The following is a 21,540-nucleotide window of genomic DNA, read 5'->3' as shown; positions in this document are numbered from 1 at the left end:
AAATCCCTCTAATCTACTTTTACTCGACGTTTACCGGTTAATAACTGTTGCATTAGAGCTTTTTTCTCTTGTTTAAGATCTTTGAGTTGTTTGTTGAGTATTTTATTTTCGCTATCCAAATTATTCAAAACAGCCGCGATCTTTCTCTGCTCTTCTTTGCAAGGCATTCCTATAACTAAATTCGAAAATATCGAAATCCAATGTCGCTGGTGGCCTCCGACAGGATAATTCAGCATCTGTATGCTCTCATATACATATTTAGTCGAAATACCATCTTTCGCTACTAATATTTTCATTGCACTAGATTTAGCCTTAAAAGAAAAGTCTACAAACTTACTGGCAGTTGTGAAATCATCAAATATTATAACCGGTAACTTTTCATTAAATATTCCAAAGTCCTCATTTGAATAACCGAGAATAAATGTTTTTCCAGCAGTCAATACTGGTGTGCTGTACCCTTTTGAATATTCAGTAGACTTAACTAAATATGATGTAGGTTGTTTATAATCAAGTAACTTGCCCAACTCGACTTTTGTCCACTCGCCCTCAAACTGCTTACCTGAATCATCAAGCAAACGCTTTTTGCCTGTGAGCAGTTGTTGCATTAGGGCTTTTTTCTGTTGTTTGCTGTTTTCAATTAGGCGCTTGGTGTTGCGGATCGCCTTATCCCAAGTGGATAGGATTTCGGCTATTTTGCATTGTTCTTGATAAGGTGGTGCGGCAATAGTCAGTTTTTTGAAGTATGGCAACCCTATTGTTTTGATGGTTGAACCTACTGCTTGCCTTTCGAATTCGCGCTTATGTAACTGAAGCCAGTTATATAAATACCAACTATTCATTTTTTTAGTGTTGTCACACTTCCATGCGATAAAGTGCTGACTCACAGCCATAGGCTCCGCCATTACGCCACTTTTCCCAATACCTGCGTCTCTGGAAAGAACTACTGTTTTGGCAGGATGTATCTGTGCTGAGCTATTTTTAATTCCCAGTTCAGAAATCTCTTTATCAGTTTCATAAATATATCCATTATCTAGTCGAGACGAATCAGAAAGTGAAATCCATTTAATTCCACCATTCCAATATTCTGGATGAGATTTATTGGGCGTATGACCACTGACCCTTTCAACCATGTTGTCAAGCAAACCGTAACTCCAACCTAGTGGTATTTGCTCAGGGCTTAAACTACGAGCCATAGCCAAGCTCCTCAAGATAACGACCCATTTCAACTTCCAAAGTTTTTAGTTCGTTTTGTAAATGAATACGCTCATCTCGCACTGCAACCAAGTCAATCTCTTCCTCTTCCACAAAAGTATCAACATAACGCGGAATATTAAGGTTGAAATCATTCTCTTTGATTTCATCAAAGCTAGCTAGGTATGCATATTTCTCTTTAGTTTCCCGATGCTTGTATGCATCAAAAATATCTTTGATGTTGTTTGGTGTTAGTTGGTTTTGATTCTTACCTGACTTAAACTCGCGGCTAGCATCAATAAACATTACGTTATTGTCTGTTTTCTTTTTCTTAAAGATCAATATTGCAGCAGGAATACCAGTACCAAAAAATAGCTTCTCGGGTAAGCCTATTACAGCATCGAGTAGGTTCTCTTCAATAAGTTGCTGACGTATCTTACCTTCTGATGAAGCCCTGAATAGAACGCCGTGAGGAACAACAACACCCATTCGCCCGCCTTTCTGCGATGACGAACCTGGTTTTAAGGTTTCTATCATATGGCTGATGAATGCATAGTCGCCTTTTGTCTTGGGTGGCACACCTCTTCGAAACCGTCCGAATTCATCATTGGCTGCGCCGTCAACACCCCACTTATCCAAACTAAAAGGAGGGTTTGCAGTCACAATATCAAAATGCAGTAAGCCTTTGCCTGATTTATCGAGCAACATAGGGTGGCGTATAGTATCGCCCCACTCTATTCGGTGATTGTCTTCACCGTGCAGGAACATATTCATTTTAGCCAAGGCCCAAGTAGAGCCTATAGCTTCTTGCCCAAATAAAGCGTATTTTTTTGAGCCATTGAAGTTCTTTCTAACCATACGACCACACTTCATCAATAGCGAGCCTGAACCGCAAGCTGGATCACAAATTTGATCACCTTCTTGAGGATCGAGAATTATCGCTAGTAGGTCTGATACCTCTGGCGGGGTATAGAACTCTCCTGCCGATTTACCACTACTAGCAGCGAAGTTCTTTATGAGGAATTCATAGGCATTACCAATGATATCCAATGAACCAACTCGGCTAGGGCGTAAGTTGAGTATCTCTTTACCAAAGTCTTCTAATATGTGCCGCAGTAGATCGTTCTTTTGCTTTTCTTGACCTAGCTTGTCAGTGTTAAAGCTGATGTCTTGGAACACATTCTTAAGCTTACCGCCATTTGCTTCTTCAATAGCGTGCAAAGCTTGGTCAATTCGTTGTCCGTTTCCAGGCTCGTGACGCGCTTCATATAAATCCCAAAAACTTGAGCCTTTAGGTAATACAAAACGTTGCTTTGCCATCATTGCGTGAATTAGCTCTGGGTTATCACCATGGAGCTTTACTAAGCCCTCGTATTCATCTTGATAAACATCTGATATGTACTTTAAAAATAACATAGTCAAAATGAAGTCTTTGTAGATGGAAGGATCTACAGTTCCGCGAAACGTATCACAGGCATTCCAAACCGCTTTGTTGATTTGGTCTTGATTGACCATGTCGTTATTGTTTAGGTTGCTTTGGCTATCTTGCTTGCTCATTCTTGTGTCCTTGATGTTTTTATTATTGGAAAGTATTTTTAATTATCGTAGATACGCAGTTATGCCGAGACGCAGTTACGAGTATTCATTCATTGTTTGCTGAGTAGTTGCTTGGCAACACCTTCCATTTGTAATTCTCTATTTTTAATTAGTGTTTGTAGTATCTGTTTCTCTCTAATGCATGCATTGTAAAATGAAACTGCGGTTTGTTGTTGGTTTATATCAGGTACGCTTAGCGGTGTAGATGCCAAGAAGCCTCTTGGAATGCTCGCTACAGCACTACCTTGCGAATACTTAGCGAAGTGCTTTTGTGATGTATGTTGGTTTAGATGCCAGGCTAAGAACTCTGGTAATATCGTGTTGGTATGCAAACGAATATGAAAGAAATGCTGTGCACACACTATATTTTTGAATTCTGTATCTATATACGCTGCAACGTTGCGGAAGCCACGGGCTGCAAACAATATGTCTCCCTTTTGAAGCCAATTAGGTACTTTCCTGCCGGTTATCTCAGTTTTAACAAGACTATCCCATACAATAAGCCCGTCTTTATCGACGTCTTTTAATTGGACAGCGCGAACCGCCCCATCATTCTCAGGTTGTATTCTTCCCCGAAATGGATGCCCTGCTTTAATTTCTGCAATGTCTTTTAATAGGATTGTTTGCTTACGCATAAACTGCACCATTTAGTTGATGCAGTTACAATATAGAATGGTTAAATATTAGTCAAGCATTAAATGCATCTTTTCATTGATGCACTTATTTCAAATATTACAAAGATATTATTTTAGCCTCTCTCGTGTAGTATATAGGAAAAAGCGAACCCTAGGGTTCGCTAACAATTGCTTTCAGCTTCGGCTATTACTTGTGACCAATAATCATCCGCTGCGCTAAAATACTCCAAAGGCGGAATAAGAAACAGCTCAATAAACTGATCACGAAATACATCACAAAATTCATATATTTCAGATATATGAAGTAATAAGAATCTGTACATCATAATTCCCGTCATATACCTGTTGTCCTCAAACTCAGGGTTTTCACCTAAAATTTGCTTACTCACGCTTATACCGCATATTTCACCATTTGCACTTCGATGAAGATATATATAACGCTCATAACTCAACTGCACTTCATCGTTGTCGGTTTCTACACAGCAAGCAAGCCAAAGGATAGTTCCATGATCGTCAAACGGTGACTTACTTGCTCTTTTATAAACTTTTGTGAATAGATTTTGTTCTTTTGTTTTGTTTTCCATTTTAACCTCGATTTATGTACTCGAAGTTAAGTAGGCTAATTAGTAGCGAAAATTATCGTTCTTTAAAAGTGCTGATGCTAAATCTGTAGCAAGTTTAGCGTGTTCAGGTATCAATATGGTTTTATTGAGATGGTATATGATTTGGTCTTTACGCTCACTCGCGTTACTAAATAAACTTTCTTGATTGCCTCCGATATAACAGGGGTTTATCACAATTGATTCATACAAGCACATCACAACTTCGTCAAAGTCCGAATTTGTATTTATATTATGGTGAAAATTTTCACTCGCCATAGTTTTCCTTTTTTTAGATTTAAAAAAATACATATGAGCAATATGGGAAAACTAATGGTTTGCGGCGAAAAGCTTCGAAGTAATTATTATTCAAATTAAATTATAACAATTTCTTGACGAGGCAAATTTTTGCGCTGACATATCAGTAAAAGAATTTGAAAACTATCACAGAATCACTATTATTTCCATATATTTCATACAGTTATAATAAATAAAAATCTAATCCTTTCTTATAAATATTAGCGCGTTTTCAAAAACCCGTAAGTTTTCTTGAAATAAACGAATGTTGTTAACCTATTAACTCACCAATCGCATTTATTTTTAATAAAGAAGGTATCTATGAAGAAAAAAGTCGTTCCCTCAACCAACACTGGAATGTTTCAGCTTGGGTGGGTACACCCTCGAATTGTTGAGGCGTTTAAAGGATTAACGGCGGACCAACTAACAAGTAGACGTAAGTCAGGAAAGTTTATTGAAGGTATTCACTGGGTTAAGGACCCTGTCGGCACCATCATGTGGCATTTCGAAAATTTAGACTCTTGGGTCGAGGGGAAACAATAATAGTGGGTATTCAAACAATGGATCTTCAACAAGCAAAGCTCAAAATAAGCAAGCATAAAGGTATACAACTACACGGGAGTTCAATACGCCTGCTATTTACTTACAAAGGAGAACGTTGTGCTGAAACGCTCAAGAATGTTCCCCTGACTGAAAAAAATATTGAAATGGCAGCCAACAAGAGAACTTCAATTTGCTATCAAATTGAAGTTGGAACATTTGATTACATTGCAAATTTTCCAAATTCAAAAAAAGCGCTAAAGATGTTTAATGATGAGAACAACAAAATGTCTGTTCCATTTGACGTATTTATGAGCAAAGCGCTGAAGTTAAGTGAAAGCACAACTAGGGAGAAGTCTTTCTACAATTTTAAAAACAGAGCTGAAAACTACATCATCCCTGCTTTTCACGGTCGATGCTTGACAACAATAACAGTATCGGAGATTAAAGCTTTAATTGCTGAACAACTGGATCACTTGGCGAATAAAACTATTGGTGAAGTTCTTACCCCACTTCGAGCTACTTTTAATTTAGCTTACGAAGACGACTTATTGGAAAAAAATCCAATGAGTTATGTTACTAATCCAAAGAAAGGCAGTGTTGATAATGCAGACCCATTCACAAAGGCTGAAATCAAAAAACTTGCTAACGTAGGTATTTCAAGAGAAATAGAGCAGCTAGCAGTAATATTTGCTTGCTGGACCGGCTTAAGGCCATCCGAGTTATTAGCGCTGTCACTCAGCGATATTGACCTCTCTGCGGGAACAATTACAGTAAATAGAAGTGTGGTTAAAGGTGTTTATGCCGCTACAAAAACTGACGGTAGTTTCAGAACCGTCGAGTTACTTGATCAAGCGAAGGAAGCGTTAGAAAAGTTACTAGCATTACGCACTAACGCAACATCGCGTAAAGTTAATGTACTAGCAAGGGATAATAGAAGAGCTTTTACAGAAGAACTTCAATTTTTAGTTGTTAGTTCTGAGTCTAGTAGCCCCTGGTCTGGCAACGAGTCATTCAGCAAAATGATTATGAAGCCATTATGCAAGCAAGCCGGTGTTAGGTATAGAGCTATTGGTCAAGCTCGACATACATATGGTAGCCAGCTAATTACAGCGGGTATGCCACTCAAATGGATAGCAGTTCAAATGGGACATAAAAGCATTAAGATGCTAGAAAAACACTACGGACGTTGGATGAAATCGGAAGCACCCGATATGGCTAAACAAGCTTCAGTAAAGTTAGCATCGTGATCCAAGAGCGATCCAGTCTAAAGCAAAAAAGAGGTAAGTCATTGACTTACCTCTTTTTTAATTGGTGCGGAAAGCGGGACTTGAACCCGCACGAACATAAGTTCACCACCCCCTCAAGATGGCGTGTCTACCAATTCCACCACTTCCGCGTGTCTTTCACTTGTTCCAATTAGTTTGGAACGTCTTCTTCTTTCGTTTCTTCTTCAGTAACTGTCGGAGCTGGTACGTCCGATGCCGCTGGTAACTCAGTTGTTACGTTTGGAATTTCTGAATCCACAGGAATTTCAACCGCTGGCATTTCAAGATTATCAAACTCGTCAACTTTCTCGTTTTTGTTTGCAGCGATTGTACCTAAAAGCAAGCTAATAACAAAAAAGCAAGTGGCTAAAACTGCAGTTGTTTTAGTCATGAAATTACCCGAACCAGATGAGCCAAATACGGTATTAGAACCGCCAGCGCCAAACGAAGCACCCATGTCGGCGCCTTTACCTTGTTGGATCAAAACAAAGCCAATCAGTAATAGTGCTACAATTAAATAAACTGCAATTAGTACTTGTTCTAACATTCTTTCCTCTCTAACTTGCCGCTTGGCAAATTGTTGTAAAATCTTCTAGTTTTAAGCTGGCACCACCAATGAGGCCACCGTCTATATCCGTTTTTGCAAACAGTTCCTTTGCATTTGCAGCATTCACGCTACCGCCATACAAAAGTCTTACGCTTGCTGCTGCACTAGCATCTAATGCGGCTAACTCTTTTCGAATAAACGCATGTACTTCTTGCGCTTGTTCTGGACTGGCTGTTTTGCCCGTCCCAATTGCCCATATCGGTTCATAGGCAATTACTGAATTCTTTATATATTCTGCGCCACATTCAACTGCGACCGCATCTAACTGTGCTTTGACAAATTCAAAAACACCGCCATTTTCTCTTACCTCAAGTGGCTCACCAATACACACTATTGGTGTTAACCCTGCTGCAATGGCTGCCTTAACTTTTCTAGCGACCAATTCATTTGATTCAGCATGACCTTCTCGTCGTTCTGAGTGCCCCAGAATAACGTACTTACATCCAGCTTCAGCAATCATACTCAGTGATATTTCACCGGTATGAGCACCAGATGCAAACTCACTTACATTCTGCGCGCCTATCGCAAACTCAGCTTTACTAAATTTTGATAGATAAACCGCTGGCGGACAAATCACAATGTCGACGGCTGGGTTTGAAGCTAATTTTGTACTGAATGCGTCAACTAATTCGTTGTTGCCATTCATTTTCCAATTACCCGCTACAAAAGGTTTTCTTTGAGAGTTTGTCACGTTTTCTCCAAAGCCCACTGCGAAGCGGGCGTGATATTAACTAACCACTCGCAATTATACAAGTATCAGTGTGATAAATAGATAATAACTTTCGTGTTTATGATGATTTTTTCACCACATCCGCAATTTTCTCTGCCCAAAAGTCACTTAAGCCCTTGTCGATTGCTTCAACCATGACTCTTAATAGCGGCTCAGTTCCACTTTTACGCAGCAATACTCGACCTGCGTCACCCATTTCGTCCTCTGCTTTCTTAACAATCGCTTTGACTTCATCAGATTCAAGTGGATTTTCATTTGGGTTTGAAAATTTAACGTTAATTAGACGCTGTGGGAAACGAGTAAAGCCTGAATTAAGTGCACTTAATTTCATTTGCGCGCGCAACATTGCAGCGATAACTTGCAGGCCAGCGACGATACCGTCACCCGTAGGAGCCAAATTGAGGTTCAACACATGGCCTGAGTTTTCACCGCCTATTTTCCAACCTTTTGCCAAGAGCATTTCCATTACATATCTATCCCCAACATCTGCTCGCGCAAAAGGAATACCTAACTTTTCTAATGCGACTTCCATGCCTAAATTAGACATCTTGGTACCAACTACACCACCTTGTAACTGTCCATTTTTCATCGCCTCCCGAGCAATGATGAAGATTATTTCATCTCCATCAATCACATTGCCTTTTTCATCCACCATCATGATGCGATCGCCATCACCATCCAAGGCGAAGCCTAAATCAGCTTTATGCTCTTTTACGGCTTCAACAGTTGCACGCATCGACGTGGCGCCTACCTGATGGTTAATATTCGTGCCATTTGGAGAAGTACCTATTTCGATTACATCAGCGCCAAGTTCTGCCAATACGTCAGGGGCAATGTGGTATGTTGCACCATGAGCGCAATCAACAACGATTTTGAGCCCTTTTAATGACAAATCTGAAGGAAACGTACCCTTGCAATATTCAATGTAACGTCCAGCTGCGTCGTTGATACGAGTGGCTTTTCCTAATTTATCCGATTCCACACACACAATCGGTTTTTCAAGTTGAGCTTCTATAGCTAACTCGATATTGTCATCAAGTTTATGTCCGGTTGAGGAGAAAAATTTAATACCGTTGTCGTAATATGGGTTGTGTGACGCGCTGATGACGATACCGGCTTCTGAGCGAAATGTCTTGGTCAAATAGGCAATTGCTGGCGTTGGCATTGGGCCAAGCAAGCCTATATTGATGCCAGCTGCTGACAAGCCTGCTTCAAGCGCAGACTCAAGCATATAACCTGAAATTCGGGTATCTTTGCCGATGAGAACTTTGTTTGTACCTTGGCCCGCAAGTACTTTACCTGCCGCATAACCCAGCTTGGTTACAAACTCTGGGTTAATCGTGCTCTCGCCAACCTTCCCTCGTATTCCATCAGTTCCAAAATACTTACGTTTGGTCATACTGCTTCCTTAATAATTTATTCTACACTTTGTAATTTATTGGCAATCTTTACCGCGTCCATAGTCTCTTCAACATCATGGACTCTAATAATTGCGACTCCTGCGAGAGCTGCAATAGTAGCAGTGGCGATATTTCCTGCCAACCTTTGATTGACATCTCGATCTAATAAATTGCCAATCATTGACTTTCTAGACATACCAACAAGAATAGGTACACCAAGCTGTTCAAATGCGTGCAAGCGTTTCAAAAGTTGGTAATTGTGATCGAGCGTTTTACCAAAGCCAAAACCTGGATCGATTAGTATTTGCTCAGTACTCAAACCAGCTTGTGCACAATCAAACAATCGTTGCTTAAAAAATGCTAGAACATCTTCGACCACATTTTGATAGCTTGCTTGCTTTTGCATTGTTTTAGGCGCGCCTTGCATGTGCATTAAACAGCTAGGCACCTTAAAGTTGAGCGCTGCCTGAATTGCTGCATTTAACGCACCATCGGCTCTAAGCGCTCTCACATCATTAATAAGACCTGCACCATGCTGAACGGCTTGCGTCATAACATCAGCCTTGCTGGTATCGACCGATACGATCACATCTAGGTTCTTACTTATTTTCTCTATGATTGGGATGACACGATCAAGCTCTTCTTGCAAACTAACAGGTTCGGCTCCTGGTCGCGTTGACTCACCGCCAACATCAATAAAAGCAGCGCCAGCATTCACCATGTTTTCAGCTTGCTGAATCGCTTTGTCGAAAGCACTGAATTGACCTCCATCTGAGAATGAATCTGGCGTAACGTTGAGGATCCCCATTACTTTAGGTGTGTCAAAACACAGTTCGCGATCTCTAAATGTCATAGTGACGTTTTTATTCACAACTTGTTATCTCTCTTGAATATTTAGAACAGAAAATCTTAATTACAAACTTTTAATTTGGAAATAAAAAAAACGCCGGCGTAAACCAGCGTTTTTAATATACTAAAGCATTGAATTAGTGAGTTACATCACTCGGATCGCTGTCAGGCGTGTCCTTTGGCTCACTACCAGCATTGAGTGATGCACCACCAGATGGCTTGTTGCTATCGGCCTTATCATCGTTATCCCAATTAGCAGGAGGACGAACTTCAACGCGATTCATCAAATCATCGATTTGTTTAGCATCGATCGTTTCATATTTCATCAGCGCATCTTTCATCGCTTCAAGAATATCCATATTGTCTTTTAGGATTTTCTCAGCTAATTTATAGTTACGATCAATGATAGAGCGAATTTCAGCATCAATGTCTCGAGCTGTTTCAGCAGACATAGGGTTGCTTGAAGGCCCCATGAACATGCCGTCGTTTTCTTCTTTATAGTTGATAGGCCCCATCTTCGATGAAAGACCCCAACTAGTAACCATCTTCTTCGCGATATCAGTAGCACGTTCGATATCGTTTGACGCACCCGTTGTTACACCAGCTTCGCCAAGAGTGATTTCTTCAGCGATACGACCACCGAATAGACTGGCGATATTAGATTCTAATTCCTCTTTGGAGATACTATACTTATCCTGCTCAGGTAAATACATCGTCACACCTAGTGCTCTTCCACGAGGTATGATTGATACTTTATAAACCGGATCATGCTTAGGCACTAATCTACCAACAATAGCGTGACCAGCCTCATGATAAGCCGTGTTGGTTTTCTCTTCTTCAGACATAACCATGGTCTTGCGCTCAGAGCCCATCATTATCTTATCTTTCGCTTTATCGAACTCGTCCATACTCACGACGCGTTTGTTCGTGCGAGCAGCAAACAAAGCAGCCTCGTTCACCAAGTTAGCCAAGTCAGCACCTGAGAATCCAGGCGTACCACGAGCGATGATAGACGCTTCTACGTTGTCACCAAGAGGCACTTTACGCATGTGCACTTTCAAAATTTGTTCACGTCCACGGATGTCAGGAAGACCAACCGTTACTTGACGGTCAAAACGACCTGGACGAAGTAGAGCTGGGTCAAGTACATCAGGGCGGTTAGTCGCGGCAATCACGATAATGCCTTCATGGCCTTCAAAACCATCCATTTCGACCAACATTTGGTTCAATGTTTGTTCACGTTCATCATGACCACCACCATGGCCAGCGCCACGCTTACGGCCTACGGCATCAATCTCATCAATGAAAATAATACAAGGCGATGATTTTTTCGCTTGGTCAAACATGTCGCGCACACGAGATGCACCTACACCTACAAACATTTCAACGAAGTCGGAACCTGAAATACTGAAGAATGGTACTTTGGCTTCACCGGCAATCGCTTTTGCAAGCAATGTTTTACCAGTACCCGGAGGACCTACCATCAATACGCCTTTAGGAATTTTACCGCCAAGCTTTTGGAATTTAGTTGGGTCACGCAAGAAGTCAACAAGTTCTGTTACGTCTTCTTTAGCTTCATCACAACCCGCTACGTCTGCAAAAGTTGTTTTGATTTGGTCTTCACCGAGTAGGCGAGCCTTACTCTTACCGAAAGACATAGCGCCTTTACCGCCGCCACCTTGCATTTGGCGCATGAAGAATATCCAGACACCGATAAGTAGCAACATCGGAAACCAATTGATAAATATCGAAGCTAGCAATGACTGCTCTTCAGGCTTCTTACCTGAAACAATCACATTACCTTCGGTTAATAATTCATCCATTAACTTCATGTCTAAATAAGGAATTTGTGTCACGAATGTATCGTTGTTACGACGCAAGCCTTTAATTTCGTTTGTCGACTGGTCAATAGTGACTTCTTTGATGTCGCCACGCTTGACCTGCTCTAGAAATGTCGAGTAAGCGAGCTTATTCGTTGCACCTTCTGAACCGTTTATACCTTGGAACACCATCATTAGCACTACTGCTATGACGAGCCATAAAATGAGATTTTTTGCCATGTCGCTCAACGCTGCTTACCTCTAATAAAATAAATCTGGAATTGCCCGATACACATCTATACGCAATTTAATGAACAATAGATGACTTGAAGATTACTATAATTTAATGCCCTTCGCCACAAGATACACATATCTTATGCTAGTCCACATAGACAGTTTATTCCAGCGTGATATCCGCCTGAATTACTGTTCACATCACCCTTCTTTTTTGCCTACAATGTATAATGTGATTAGGAATGTTGTATAGATAGAGGTAGAATACATTTTTTCAAGGTGTTTAACACAAACTAATCGTTACAAAAGATAACAAATGAATTTATCAAATAAACAAAAGCAATATCTAAAAGGCCTCGCACACCCACTTAAACCAGTAGTTCAGCTAGGAAATAATGGTTTAACTGAAGGTGTTTTGGCGGAAATTGAAAATGCACTTAGTTTTCACGAATTAATCAAAGTGAAAGTACCGAGTGACGACAAAGAAGAAAAACAGCTAATAATGGATGCTATTATTGGCGAAACTAAAGCAATACAAGTTCAAGCTATTGGACATATATTGGTTATGTATCGCCAAAGTGATGAAAGAAAAATCAGTATTCCTAAGCGCTAGTTACTTCGAAAAATATCAAGTTGAAAATGTTAAAGCACTCAAGCGTAAAATCTTGAGTGCTTTAAGCTATCTAAAAATAAAAACATGAGGCATTTATGACAACAGATCACTCTAACAGTATCGCCATTGTTACTGGCGGCTGCTCCGGACTTGGCTATGCCACAGCATGTGTGCTCAGAGAAGCGGGTTACCGTCTTGCTATCTTTGATCTTAATGAAGATGCTGGTCAGCAACGAGTTGAAGAGTTCGGTGCTGAATTCTGTCAGTTTTTTAAAGTTGATGTGACTAATGATACTAGCGTTGAAAATGCGGTTGCTGAACTGGCAAAAGGTAAGCTAGATATTCGCCTATGCGTTAATTGTGCCGGTGTAGCTCCAGCTAAACGGACACTTGATCGCGAAGGTGAAGCAATGCCTTTAGCGAACTTTAAATCAGTCATTGATATTAATCTTGTTGGTACGTTTAACGTAGCTCGAGTAGCGGCAAGCGCTATGGCTAAGAATGAGCCTATTGGTGAAGCGAATGAGCGTGGCTTAATCGTTAATACAGCGTCTGTTGCGGGTTATGAAGGTCAAATAGGTCAGACAGCTTACGCAGCAAGTAAGGGTGGAATAATCGGTTTGTGTTTGCCAATGGCTAGAGACTTAGCACCTTTAAGCATTCGTGTTAACACAATTGCACCTGGTGTAATGGGTACGCCAATGTTGCTTGCAATGCCTGATAAAGTGCAGGATGCTTTGGTCCACAATGTACAATTTCCTAAACGATTGGGTTTACCCGAGGAGTTTGGAAAACTAGTATTACATATGGCAGGCAATGCTTATTTGAATGGCGAAACAGTGCGTTTGGACGGCGCATTAAGAATGCCGCCTAAATAACTTTTTGCGAACTAGGAGAGAGACTTATTCGTCCTCTCCTCCATTCACGATGTTAGCAATATTGTAGAGTCGATTTACTGCTTCATAATGTATGCTGTTTTTAGGATAGCGTCCTTTCTTATTCAACTCCCCAGCTTCTTTCTTCATTAACAGAGACAAGGTTTCATCGACAGAACTGACGGCGTATACATGAAATAGTCCTTGTTGAACGGCTTCTGTAATTTCATTATCTAACACTAAATTCAAGGCATTCGATTTGGGAATGATCACACCTTGCTTGCCGTTTAAGCCACGCTGCAAGCACAGCGAGAAATAACCCTCAATCTTCTCATTCACACCACCAACGGCTTGTACTTCACCGTATTGATTAATCGAGCCTGTTACCGCTAAACCTTGATCAACCGGCAATTCTGTTAATGCAGAAATAAGCGCAACGAGTTCTCCTAATGACGCACTATCACCATCGATATAACCATAGGATTGTTCTAGCGCGATATTTGCAGAAAGCGTGAGAGGGAAAAACTGCGCGTATTTATGCCCAAGGTAACCTGTTAACAGCATGACACCTTTGGAGTGTATTGATTGCCCGAGTTCCACTTCTCGCTCAATATCGATAACGCCATTCGAACCCGCGTATACAGTCGAAGTGATGCGAGCCGGTGTTCCGAATGCTGTATCTCCAACTTCTAGCACAGTCAGCCCATTAACTTTACCTGCTACCTCTCCGTCGGTATTAATAAGAACATGTCCTTCTTTAATGTCTTCTAATAACGATTCACTAACGCGGCCGGTTCGATTCTTTTTCGCCGCAAGCGCAGCTTCAATATGGATCGCTTGAAGTTCCGCTTGCTGTTGCTGCAAACAAAAATATTGAGCTTCATTGATTAACTCAATCACGTCTGCAAATCGTGCGCTCAGTTTTGATTGATGTTCAGCTAAGCGCAAACTGTGTTCTATTAAACGGCGAACAGCACCCGCATCGATATTGAGTAAACCGATGTGAGTGACATGGGCTTTTACACGAGTGACGAAATCATTCAGATTTTGTTGATTCAGCGGGATTTCATGATCAAAATCGACTAATACTCTGAATAGTTCTTTAAATTCATCGTCGTAGTCTTGTAGCGCATAATAAAGTTCACGCGACCCTAACAAAACAACTTTTACTTTTAGCGGTATGATTTGCGGCGTTTGTGTAATTGAATTCACCATCCCAAAATCTTGTTGTGGCAACTCCATTTTTAACTGACCGAATTTCAAAGCTAACTTTAAGGATTCCCAAACGTAGGGTTGCTCGACTAATTTATCGGCATCAAGCAGTAAGTAACCACCATTTGCTTTGTGCAAAGCACCCGGCGTAATCATTCGGTAATTGGTGTAGACACTGCCCTGCACACTTGTATATTCGATTTTACCAAAAAGATTTTGATGACTTGGATTAGATTCATAGACAATCGGCGCTCCAGCGTCAATGGTGTGTCGAACCAACACATTAGGTACGTATGTATCTACAAGAATCGCATGTGTGTCTAAATCGTCTTGTTTTTCTTCTTTTGTTTCTGGAACCAACAACTCAGTGACTGTATCGATAAGGTGGGGTTTGAGTTGCTTTAGGTGTTTCAATATTGCTATGTCGCCAGCATGTTTGTGCTCTAATTCTTTTAACAAGGGTCTGATCCCCTGCTCTGCAGTTTCTCGCTTGAGTTTTCGAAGTTGTTCTGCACTATCTCGTTGCCACAATGGCACTTCAATTAAGGCTTCACTTAGACATTCTTCTAATTCATCAATTAAGCTGTAGTAAACTTGTCTTTCTTCATCACTTCGCTGCGCAAAATCCGCATCAGTTATCGGCTTTCCATCAATAATCGGCAAAAAGCTTATGCTGCCATCTTCCTCAACTAATGAAACGCCTTTGCTTAGTGCTATTTTTTCGACCTCATCAATCGCTTTATCATAACGTTGCTCGTTTGCACGCGTGATAGCAGCCCTGCGCCTCTGATAACTTGGGTTTTCATAAACTGCTGGGAAGGTATCCATCAATTCATCGAGTAAATTTTCTATATCCTCCACAAACCCTTTACTTTGACTTGTCGGCAGTTGTAGCGCGATTGGTTGGCGCTCATCGTCAAAATTGTTCAGATAACACCAATCATTTGGCGTGGGCTCTTGATGGGCTTGTTGGTTAATGAAATTGTGAACTAAGGTATAACGGCCAGTGGCCTGTTCGCCCATGACGTATAAATTGTAGCCCTTTGAATTGACACCGAGGCCAAAACTCAAGGCTTCTTTAGCACGGTTTTGTCCAATGAGTGCTGTCTCACCAGCTTGACTTTCCATCGCTATGTTGAACATATCACCATCCACATTGGCGCTTAGATCGGCCGCTGCGATGCTCAATTTTTGAATGTTTTGTTCGACTGTTGTGAGTTTTGCAACCATAAATAGTATTTTCTTCTTTCTTTTATTTTTATATTTTCTGAGCACACGAATGCAAGATATGCTTTCTACCAATGCATGTTAATTGATGTGCTACAAGAATGCTGTAATTTTGTGTCAATTTAATTGAAAACCTTTTGTTGCGTGAGTGGATTTGTTTCAGTAGCTTTGTTTCAGTAGCTTGTTTAATCAGTTTTGTTTTAGTAGCTGTGTTTAAATTCTTGAGATTGAGTTTTGTGCTCGAATTCTTTTATTTACATTCATTCAAGTTAGTTATTTTGAGTGTGTTTTACAGTGCAATGACTTGACTTCGAATATCTTAATTCTCTTTTGAGTTTTGCCTACTTTATCACCACTGAATTCCCGATTTAGGTGCTTGTTTCTAAATAAAATATAAAAAATGTATCAACTTGGGTCGCTTTATCCATTTCGTCTATTGTCCCATGCCCCTCCGACAAGGTATTCTATAGGCAATAAAATAACAATATGCCTAGAGATTCAGAGATAAATGGCCAATTCAGACCAGAACGAAAACCAATACAACCCGAAAGCCGTGGAACAAGCAGCGCAAGCACACTGGGATAAAATCCAGATTTTTGCTGCAAAACAAGATGATACAAGAGAAAAATTCTATTGTTTATCAATGTTTCCTTACCCTAGTGGTCGCCTCCACATGGGGCATGTTCGTAACTATACAATTGGTGATGTTGTCAGTCGTTTTCATCGCATGCAAGGTAAGAACGTCTTGCAGCCGATGGGCTGGGATGCATTTGGTTTACCGGCTGAAAATGCTGCAATTAATAACAAGTCAGCACCGGCAAAATGGACTTATCAAAATATTGATTATATGAAGAATCAGTTAAACCTATTAGGTTTTGGCTATGATTGGAACCGCGAATTAGCAACCTGCAAACAAGATTATTATCGTTGGGAGCAGTGGTTTTTTACTCGCCTTTTTGATAAAGGCTTAGTTTATAAGAAAAACGCGACAGTAAACTGGGATCCAATTGATCAAACGGTATTGGCAAACGAACAGGTAATTGATGGTCGCGGCTGGCGCTCTGGTGCTCTAGTCGAACAGAAAGAAATCCCGCAATGGTTTATTAAAATTACGGATTACGCAGAGCAACTTTTATCTGATTTAGACAAACTTACAGATTGGCCACAGCAAGTTGTCACAGCGCAACGCAATTGGATTGGCCGTTCAGAAGGTGTCGATGTTACTTTCGATTTAACAGCAGAAACCGCTGGCATCAGTCAAATTGAAGTTTACACGACTCGCCCTGATACGCTTTACGGTGCATCCTATTTGGCAATTGCAGCCCAACATCCGTTGGCTCTGGAAGTAGCTCAGTCAAATCCAGAAATCACGGCGTTTATTGAAGAGTGCAAAAATACTAAGACCACTGAAGCCGATATGGCGACAATGGAAAAGAAAGGTATGGATACGGGCTTAACCGCCACTCACCCCTTAACTGGCGAAAGCATGCCTATCTGGATAGCGAACTTCGTTCTAATGGGTTACGGCTCTGGGGCAGTTATGTCTGTACCTGCTCATGATCAACGAGATTGGGAATTCGCTTCGAAATACAAGCTCCCCATTTTGCAAGTCGTCGAATTCAAAGCAGAAGATGCCGAAAATGCAGATATTTCTGTATCGGCATATACTGAAAAAAATACATTAATCAATTCAGGTGAATACAGTGGTTTGTCTTTCCAAGATGGTTTTGACGCAATCGCTGATAAACTTGCTACTTTGGGCAAAGGCAAGAAATCAATCAATTATCGACTTCGCGATTGGGGCGTTTCACGTCAACGATATTGGGGAGCACCAATTCCTGTTGTCACTAATGATGCAGGCGAATCCTTCGCAGTAAACGCAGAAGATCTGCCAGTTGTTTTGCCAGAAGATGTCGTTATGGACGGTGTTACATCCCCTATTAAAGCCGATCCAGAATGGGCGAAAGCAACACATAACGGCCAAGCGGTAACCCGCGAAACAGATACATTTGATACCTTTATGGAATCCTCTTGGTATTACGCGAGATATGCTTCAGCGCCTTCGGATGCGATGCTTGATCCTAAAGAAGCTAATTATTGGTTGCCTGTTGATCAATACATAGGTGGTATTGAACACGCTATTCTACATTTACTCTATGCACGTTTCTTCCACAAACTTTTACGTGATGAAGATTTAGTGACCAGTGATGAACCGTTTAAGAAACTACTATGTCAAGGCATGGTATTAGCCGATGCCTTCTTCACGAAAGATGAAAAAGGTAAGGAAATTTGGCACGCGCCTAGCGACGTTACCGTTGAGAAAGATGATAAAGGGCGCATTTGCAAAGCAACCCTGGCCGATGGCACCGAAGTTGAACATGCTGGCATGATTAAAATGGGCAAATCGAAGAACAACGGTATCGACCCTCAAGCAGTAATTGATGTTTACGGCGCAGATACGGTTAGATTGTTCACAATGTTTGCAGCGCCACCAGAACAAACATTGGAATGGATTGACTCAGGTGTTGAGGGTTCAAACCGTTTCTTAAGACGTTTCTGGCGTTTAGCGAATGAACACAATGAACTTTGCGAAAGTAAGGGTAAAATACCGACCTTGGATTTAGCTGCTTTCACTAAGCAACAAAAAGCCTTACGCAGAGAAATTCATCAAACTATCGAAAAAGTGACCGATGACCTAGGTCGCAGACAAACTTTCAACACTGCTGTCGCGAAGGTAATGGAGTTATTGAATAGCCTGCAAAAAGCAGAAATGAATGACGATCAAGATATTGCCCTGCAGCGTGAAGGCTTAATGGCAATGATTCAGCTCCTAAATCCAATCACACCGCATATCTGTGAAGAGCTTTGGAACTTGTTAGGCGGCGAAGGTGAACTTCAAACTTCAGCTTGGCCTCAGGTGGATAGTTCAGCATTGGTTGAAGATGAAAAACTAATTGTCGTGCAAGTCAATGGTAAAGTTCGTGCAAAAATGACGGTACCTGCTGATATTAGTAGTGAAGATGCGCAAAAAGAAGCCCTAGCCCAAGAAAATGTGCAACCATTCATCGAAGGTAAAACGCTTAGAAAAGTGATTTATATTGCCGGAAAACTTGTCAACATTGTGGCAAATTAACGGAGTAGCAAATTGATTAATAGATTAAACAGCACAAATAAGCGGCCTATGAATAGTGGCTCGTTTATTTGCATGGCACTTAGAAAGCTGAGAGTGATTTTTGTCGTCGCGGTAGTGGCTAGTCTCATGTCTAGTTGCGGCTTTAAATTAAGAGGCTCTCAGGCACTTCCTAGCTTTTTGAGTAATGTTGTTATTCTCTCTCAATTTGATTATTTACCACTATCAAGAGCGCTAGATGATCGCCTTCCAGTATATCAACTTAACAGTATTGTCGGCGAGAAAACGATTCCTGCTGGCATCGAACCAACAACTGTCGTATTGATAAAATTACAGCCAGAAGAACTTGAACGCCGATTACTATCTGTATTTTCAAGTGGACAAGTTGCTGAGTATGAGCTTGTTTATTCGGTTGATTATGAAGTTGTTTTTCCTTTTGCTGAGCCAATTAATGCTTCCATGACTGTGGCAAGAGAATATCAGGATGACCCTGACCAAGTACTTGCTAAGTCCAGAGAACTAGAACTCGTACTTGATGAGATGCGAGCGGAGTCAGCAGATCGCATCATTCGTTTACTCTCTAGCCAATATTCGCAGGCACTCGTGTCAATTGAAGAAAGAAAAGCACGAGCCGCAGCCAAATTGAAAGAGAAAAAAGGCTAATGCAGGTTTATCCGAATCGATTTGATCAACACATAAAACAACAGGGCTTAGCCCCCTTTATGTTGATCTTTGGTGATGAGCCTCAACAAAAGTTGGACATGATAGATTCGATTCGCTCCCTAGCGAAATCTCAAGGCTTCGATGAGCGCCAAACATTGGTTGCTGATAGCGACTTTTCGTGGTCTCAACTCATCGATGCAACACAATCCATGTCCCTGTTTTCAGACAAACAGTACATTGAACTGACACTTCCAACAGGCAAACCAGGCGCTGAAGGTAGCAAGGTATTGAGCGCAATTGCTGAAAACCCGTCTCCTGATACCTTAATTGTCATTCAAGGCCCCAAGATTGGGAAGGATGTTCAAAAGGCAAAATGGTTTAAAGCGCTTGATAAAGAGGGGCTATTCTCTATTTGCTACCCTCTGGAAGGCCGACCCTTAGTCCAATGGATAGAACAAAGGTGCCGTGCACTAGATGTCAATATTAACCCAGCGGGTGTAAATCTATTAGCTGATTTCAGCGAAGGCAATCTGCTTGCTGCAAAACAAGAGATCGAAAAATTAGCATTAATGTATGCTGACAATGGCCAACAAGTTGACGAAAAGACCCTCGCAGCGGGAACGGTCGATCAGTCTAGATTCACTGTATTCCAATTTGTCGACGACTTGCTAGCGGGTGATATTCAAAAAGCAATTAAAATTTTGTATCGCTTAGAAAGTGAAGGCGTTGAACCCAATATTGTGCTTTGGAATCTAATAAAAGAAGCGCAGACCTTAGCAGAGTGCCAAGCAATGCAGAGCTTAGAAGGCAATATTAACTTCAATAAATTGCGTATTTGGCAGAACAAGCAGGTTCTTTATAAAAACACATTGAGACGACTCAGTCCAAAACATGTCAACATACTCAACCAACATCTGCAACAAGCTGACTTAATTTTGAAAAGTGAGACAACTGCCCGGCCATATATATTGTTGAGTCATTTAGCTTTGTTGTTTTTGCCAGCTCCACTTGAAAACATGCCGTTAAATTAAACCATGAATTCAACACCAGCGATCACATTATTTGGTGGCACTTTTAATCCTCCTCACTGGGGCCATTTAAAGCCCTTAAAACAAGCAATGACTGCGCTCGACATTAGCAGAGTTGGCTTGATGCCGTGTCATATTCCACCCCATAAAAAGTTAATCAATGTAAGCGCTCAGCATCGTTTAGCCATGTTGGATATTCTCTGTAAATCGGAGCCGTCTTTATATATTGAAAATATTGAATTGACTTGCAATGATGTGAGCTATACCTGCAACACTTTGAAGAAACTGAAAGAAATTCACCAGTGCACTCTCAATTTTGTGATGGGAACCGACTCCTTTCAATCATTCAAAAGCTGGTATCAATGGCAAGAAATTCTGAAGCTTTGTAACATTATTGTGCTAAATAGAAACAACCGACCTTTAAATAAATTGCAAGAAGTGACGCAATATATTTCATGTGGGCCTAATGATGCTGTATCCTTAGCAGACAAAGAGGCATTATCAATAAATAACGGTATTGTGGTGTCTTGTCATTTTCCTACCGTAGCGGTTTCATCAACCTTGATTCGTGAGAAACTCGAACAAGGAGATTACCAATACTTAGAAACTGGCGAATTGTTACCCTTAGAGGTGTTGGAATATATAAAACAACACCAATTATATGAACGAATTAAACCCTAGGAATCACATTGAAGCAAAGTGAATTCATTCAATCTGTCATCGACAAACTTGAAGACATGAAAGCAAGAGACATCGTAACAATAGATGTCGATGGTAAATCTACGATAACTGATACCCTTATAGTGTGTTCAGGAAACTCAAAAAAACATGTCTCATCAATTGCTGAGAATCTTGTTGTTGAAATGAAAGCTGCCAACACGCCGCCACTAAGCGTTGAAGGTAAAGACACCGGAGAGTGGGTATTAGTCGATTTAGGTAATGTTGTTGTGCACGTAATGCAGGACGCGACACGTGACTTCTATCAACTTGAGAAGCTTTGGCAATAGCATTATAAGCTGCTAAACA

20 protein-coding genes and 1 tRNA gene are annotated in these 21,540 nt (G+C 40.9%); 9 read left to right on the top strand and 12 right to left on the bottom strand.

What is annotated here, in order from left to right:
* Positions 1 to 8 precede the first annotated feature (8 nt).
* The 5 genes from ACKLNX_RS15055 to ACKLNX_RS15035 form a co-directional block, all read right to left on the bottom strand.
* Complete coding sequence (locus ACKLNX_RS15055) at positions 9 to 1,193, bottom strand: restriction endonuclease subunit S (RefSeq protein ID WP_412972947.1); 1,185 nt, start codon at positions 1,191 to 1,193, stop codon at positions 9 to 11.
* Positions 1,183 to 2,748 (bottom strand): type I restriction-modification system subunit M, encoded by a 1,566-nt coding sequence (locus tag ACKLNX_RS15050; protein WP_412972946.1) that lies wholly within the window; start codon positions 2,746 to 2,748, stop codon positions 1,183 to 1,185. Before ACKLNX_RS15050 ends, ACKLNX_RS15055 begins: the two co-directional genes overlap by 11 nt.
* Before the next feature lie 89 nt (positions 2,749 to 2,837).
* Positions 2,838 to 3,422 carry a restriction endonuclease subunit S gene (locus tag ACKLNX_RS15045; protein ID WP_412972945.1) on the bottom strand — a complete coding sequence of 195 codons (585 nt, stop codon included), beginning with the start codon at positions 3,420 to 3,422 and terminating at the stop codon, positions 2,838 to 2,840.
* 161 nt (positions 3,423 to 3,583) lie between these two features.
* A complete protein-coding gene (locus tag ACKLNX_RS15040) occupies positions 3,584 to 4,006 on the bottom strand; it encodes a hypothetical protein (protein ID WP_412972944.1) in 423 nt (140 codons plus the stop codon).
* 39 nt (positions 4,007 to 4,045) lie between these two features.
* The gene (locus tag ACKLNX_RS15035) at positions 4,046 to 4,300 is read right to left on the bottom strand and encodes a hypothetical protein (protein WP_412972943.1); all 255 of its coding nucleotides are present in this window, start codon (positions 4,298 to 4,300) and stop codon (positions 4,046 to 4,048) included.
* A 339-nt stretch (positions 4,301 to 4,639) separates the two neighbouring features.
* Between ACKLNX_RS15035 and xisR the strand changes: the two genes are divergently transcribed.
* On the top strand, positions 4,640 to 4,861 hold the full coding sequence (gene xisR / locus ACKLNX_RS15030; protein ID WP_412972942.1) for an excisionase family protein: 222 nt from the start codon (positions 4,640 to 4,642) through the stop codon (positions 4,859 to 4,861).
* 2 nt (positions 4,862 to 4,863) lie between these two features.
* Entirely contained in the window at positions 4,864 to 6,108 is a 1,245-nt protein-coding gene (locus ACKLNX_RS15025) for an Arm DNA-binding domain-containing protein (RefSeq protein ID WP_412972941.1), read from the top strand.
* Positions 6,109 to 6,170: 62 nt separating this feature from the next.
* Here the strand turns inward: ACKLNX_RS15025 and ACKLNX_RS15020 are convergent.
* The 6 genes from ACKLNX_RS15020 to ftsH all read right to left on the bottom strand — a co-directional run bounded on the left by ACKLNX_RS15020 (position 6,171) and on the right by ftsH (position 11,781).
* Positions 6,171 to 6,257, bottom strand: a tRNA-Leu gene (locus tag ACKLNX_RS15020).
* A 20-nt stretch (positions 6,258 to 6,277) separates the two neighbouring features.
* Entirely contained in the window at positions 6,278 to 6,673 is a 396-nt protein-coding gene (gene secG, locus ACKLNX_RS15015) for a preprotein translocase subunit SecG (protein ID WP_412972940.1), read from the bottom strand.
* 10 nt (positions 6,674 to 6,683) lie between these two features.
* Positions 6,684 to 7,424: a triose-phosphate isomerase gene (gene tpiA, locus ACKLNX_RS15010; protein ID WP_412972939.1), complete on the bottom strand. Its 741-nt coding sequence runs from the start codon at positions 7,422 to 7,424 to the stop codon at positions 6,684 to 6,686.
* A gap of 97 nt (positions 7,425 to 7,521) precedes the next feature.
* Entirely contained in the window at positions 7,522 to 8,862 is a 1,341-nt protein-coding gene (gene glmM, locus ACKLNX_RS15005) for a phosphoglucosamine mutase (RefSeq protein WP_412972938.1), read from the bottom strand.
* Positions 8,863 to 8,879: 17 nt separating this feature from the next.
* Positions 8,880 to 9,716, bottom strand: coding sequence for a dihydropteroate synthase (gene folP / locus ACKLNX_RS15000; protein WP_412972976.1), 837 nt, complete (start codon positions 9,714 to 9,716; stop codon positions 8,880 to 8,882).
* Positions 9,717 to 9,849: 133 nt separating this feature from the next.
* On the bottom strand, positions 9,850 to 11,781 hold the full coding sequence (gene ftsH, locus ACKLNX_RS14995; RefSeq protein WP_411693921.1) for an ATP-dependent zinc metalloprotease FtsH: 1,932 nt from the start codon (positions 11,779 to 11,781) through the stop codon (positions 9,850 to 9,852).
* Positions 11,782 to 12,082: 301 nt separating this feature from the next.
* Between ftsH and yhbY the strand changes: the two genes are divergently transcribed.
* Both yhbY and ACKLNX_RS14985 read left to right on the top strand, forming a co-directional pair.
* Positions 12,083 to 12,379: a ribosome assembly RNA-binding protein YhbY gene (gene yhbY, locus ACKLNX_RS14990; protein ID WP_411693922.1), complete on the top strand. Its 297-nt coding sequence runs from the start codon at positions 12,083 to 12,085 to the stop codon at positions 12,377 to 12,379.
* 95 nt (positions 12,380 to 12,474) lie between these two features.
* Complete coding sequence (locus tag ACKLNX_RS14985; RefSeq protein WP_412972937.1) at positions 12,475 to 13,257, top strand: SDR family NAD(P)-dependent oxidoreductase; 783 nt, start codon at positions 12,475 to 12,477, stop codon at positions 13,255 to 13,257.
* Between the two features lie 24 nt (positions 13,258 to 13,281).
* On the opposite strand, the gene ACKLNX_RS14980 is transcribed toward ACKLNX_RS14985, so the two are convergent.
* Positions 13,282 to 15,696, bottom strand: a complete 2,415-nt coding sequence (locus ACKLNX_RS14980; protein ID WP_412972936.1) for a Lon protease family protein — start codon at positions 15,694 to 15,696, stop codon at positions 13,282 to 13,284.
* A 505-nt stretch (positions 15,697 to 16,201) separates the two neighbouring features.
* Here ACKLNX_RS14980 and leuS point away from each other — a divergent pair.
* From leuS to rsfS, 5 genes are all read left to right on the top strand, one after another.
* Positions 16,202 to 18,826 (top strand): leucine--tRNA ligase, encoded by a 2,625-nt coding sequence (gene leuS, locus ACKLNX_RS14975; protein WP_412972935.1) that lies wholly within the window; start codon positions 16,202 to 16,204, stop codon positions 18,824 to 18,826.
* 72 nt (positions 18,827 to 18,898) lie between these two features.
* Positions 18,899 to 19,486 (top strand): LPS assembly lipoprotein LptE, encoded by a 588-nt coding sequence (lptE, locus tag ACKLNX_RS14970; protein ID WP_412972934.1) that lies wholly within the window; start codon positions 18,899 to 18,901, stop codon positions 19,484 to 19,486.
* Entirely contained in the window at positions 19,486 to 20,517 is a 1,032-nt protein-coding gene (holA, locus tag ACKLNX_RS14965; RefSeq protein ID WP_412972933.1) for a DNA polymerase III subunit delta, read from the top strand. Before lptE ends, holA begins: the two co-directional genes overlap by 1 nt.
* 3 nt (positions 20,518 to 20,520) lie before the next feature.
* Complete coding sequence (nadD, locus tag ACKLNX_RS14960) at positions 20,521 to 21,195, top strand: nicotinate (nicotinamide) nucleotide adenylyltransferase (RefSeq protein ID WP_412972932.1); 675 nt, start codon at positions 20,521 to 20,523, stop codon at positions 21,193 to 21,195.
* 8 nt (positions 21,196 to 21,203) lie between these two features.
* Positions 21,204 to 21,521 (top strand): ribosome silencing factor, encoded by a 318-nt coding sequence (gene rsfS / locus ACKLNX_RS14955; RefSeq protein ID WP_411693929.1) that lies wholly within the window; start codon positions 21,204 to 21,206, stop codon positions 21,519 to 21,521.
* Positions 21,522 to 21,540 lie beyond the last annotated feature (19 nt).

Origin of the sequence: Glaciecola sp. MF2-115, assembly GCF_047250385.1 — a bacterium.
Lineage (GTDB): Bacteria > Pseudomonadota > Gammaproteobacteria > Enterobacterales > Alteromonadaceae > Glaciecola.
The sequence above is the reverse complement of the archived record's forward strand: the minus strand, read 5'-3'. Positions and strand labels throughout refer to the sequence as shown.

Coding starts and splice junctions, on each gene's coding strand:
- ACKLNX_RS15055 (WP_412972947.1), bottom strand. CDS start 1,193: ATGGCTCGTAGTTTAAGCCCTGAGCAAATACCACTAGGTTGGAGTTAC.
- ACKLNX_RS15050 (WP_412972946.1), bottom strand. CDS start 2,748: ATGAGCAAGCAAGATAGCCAAAGCAACCTAAACAATAACGACATGGTC.
- ACKLNX_RS15045 (WP_412972945.1), bottom strand. CDS start 3,422: ATGCGTAAGCAAACAATCCTATTAAAAGACATTGCAGAAATTAAAGCA.
- ACKLNX_RS15040 (WP_412972944.1), bottom strand. CDS start 4,006: ATGGAAAACAAAACAAAAGAACAAAATCTATTCACAAAAGTTTATAAA.
- ACKLNX_RS15035 (WP_412972943.1), bottom strand. CDS start 4,300: ATGGCGAGTGAAAATTTTCACCATAATATAAATACAAATTCGGACTTT.
- xisR (WP_412972942.1), top strand. CDS start 4,640: ATGAAGAAAAAAGTCGTTCCCTCAACCAACACTGGAATGTTTCAGCTT.
- secG (WP_412972940.1), bottom strand. CDS start 6,673: ATGTTAGAACAAGTACTAATTGCAGTTTATTTAATTGTAGCACTATTA.
- glmM (WP_412972938.1), bottom strand. CDS start 8,862: ATGACCAAACGTAAGTATTTTGGAACTGATGGAATACGAGGGAAGGTT.
- folP (WP_412972976.1), bottom strand. CDS start 9,716: ATGACATTTAGAGATCGCGAACTGTGTTTTGACACACCTAAAGTAATG.
- yhbY (WP_411693922.1), top strand. CDS start 12,083: ATGAATTTATCAAATAAACAAAAGCAATATCTAAAAGGCCTCGCACAC.
- ACKLNX_RS14985 (WP_412972937.1), top strand. CDS start 12,475: ATGACAACAGATCACTCTAACAGTATCGCCATTGTTACTGGCGGCTGC.
- ACKLNX_RS14980 (WP_412972936.1), bottom strand. CDS start 15,696: ATGGTTGCAAAACTCACAACAGTCGAACAAAACATTCAAAAATTGAGC.
- leuS (WP_412972935.1), top strand. CDS start 16,202: ATGGCCAATTCAGACCAGAACGAAAACCAATACAACCCGAAAGCCGTG.
- lptE (WP_412972934.1), top strand. CDS start 18,899: ATGGCACTTAGAAAGCTGAGAGTGATTTTTGTCGTCGCGGTAGTGGCT.
- holA (WP_412972933.1), top strand. CDS start 19,486: ATGCAGGTTTATCCGAATCGATTTGATCAACACATAAAACAACAGGGC.
- nadD (WP_412972932.1), top strand. CDS start 20,521: ATGAATTCAACACCAGCGATCACATTATTTGGTGGCACTTTTAATCCT.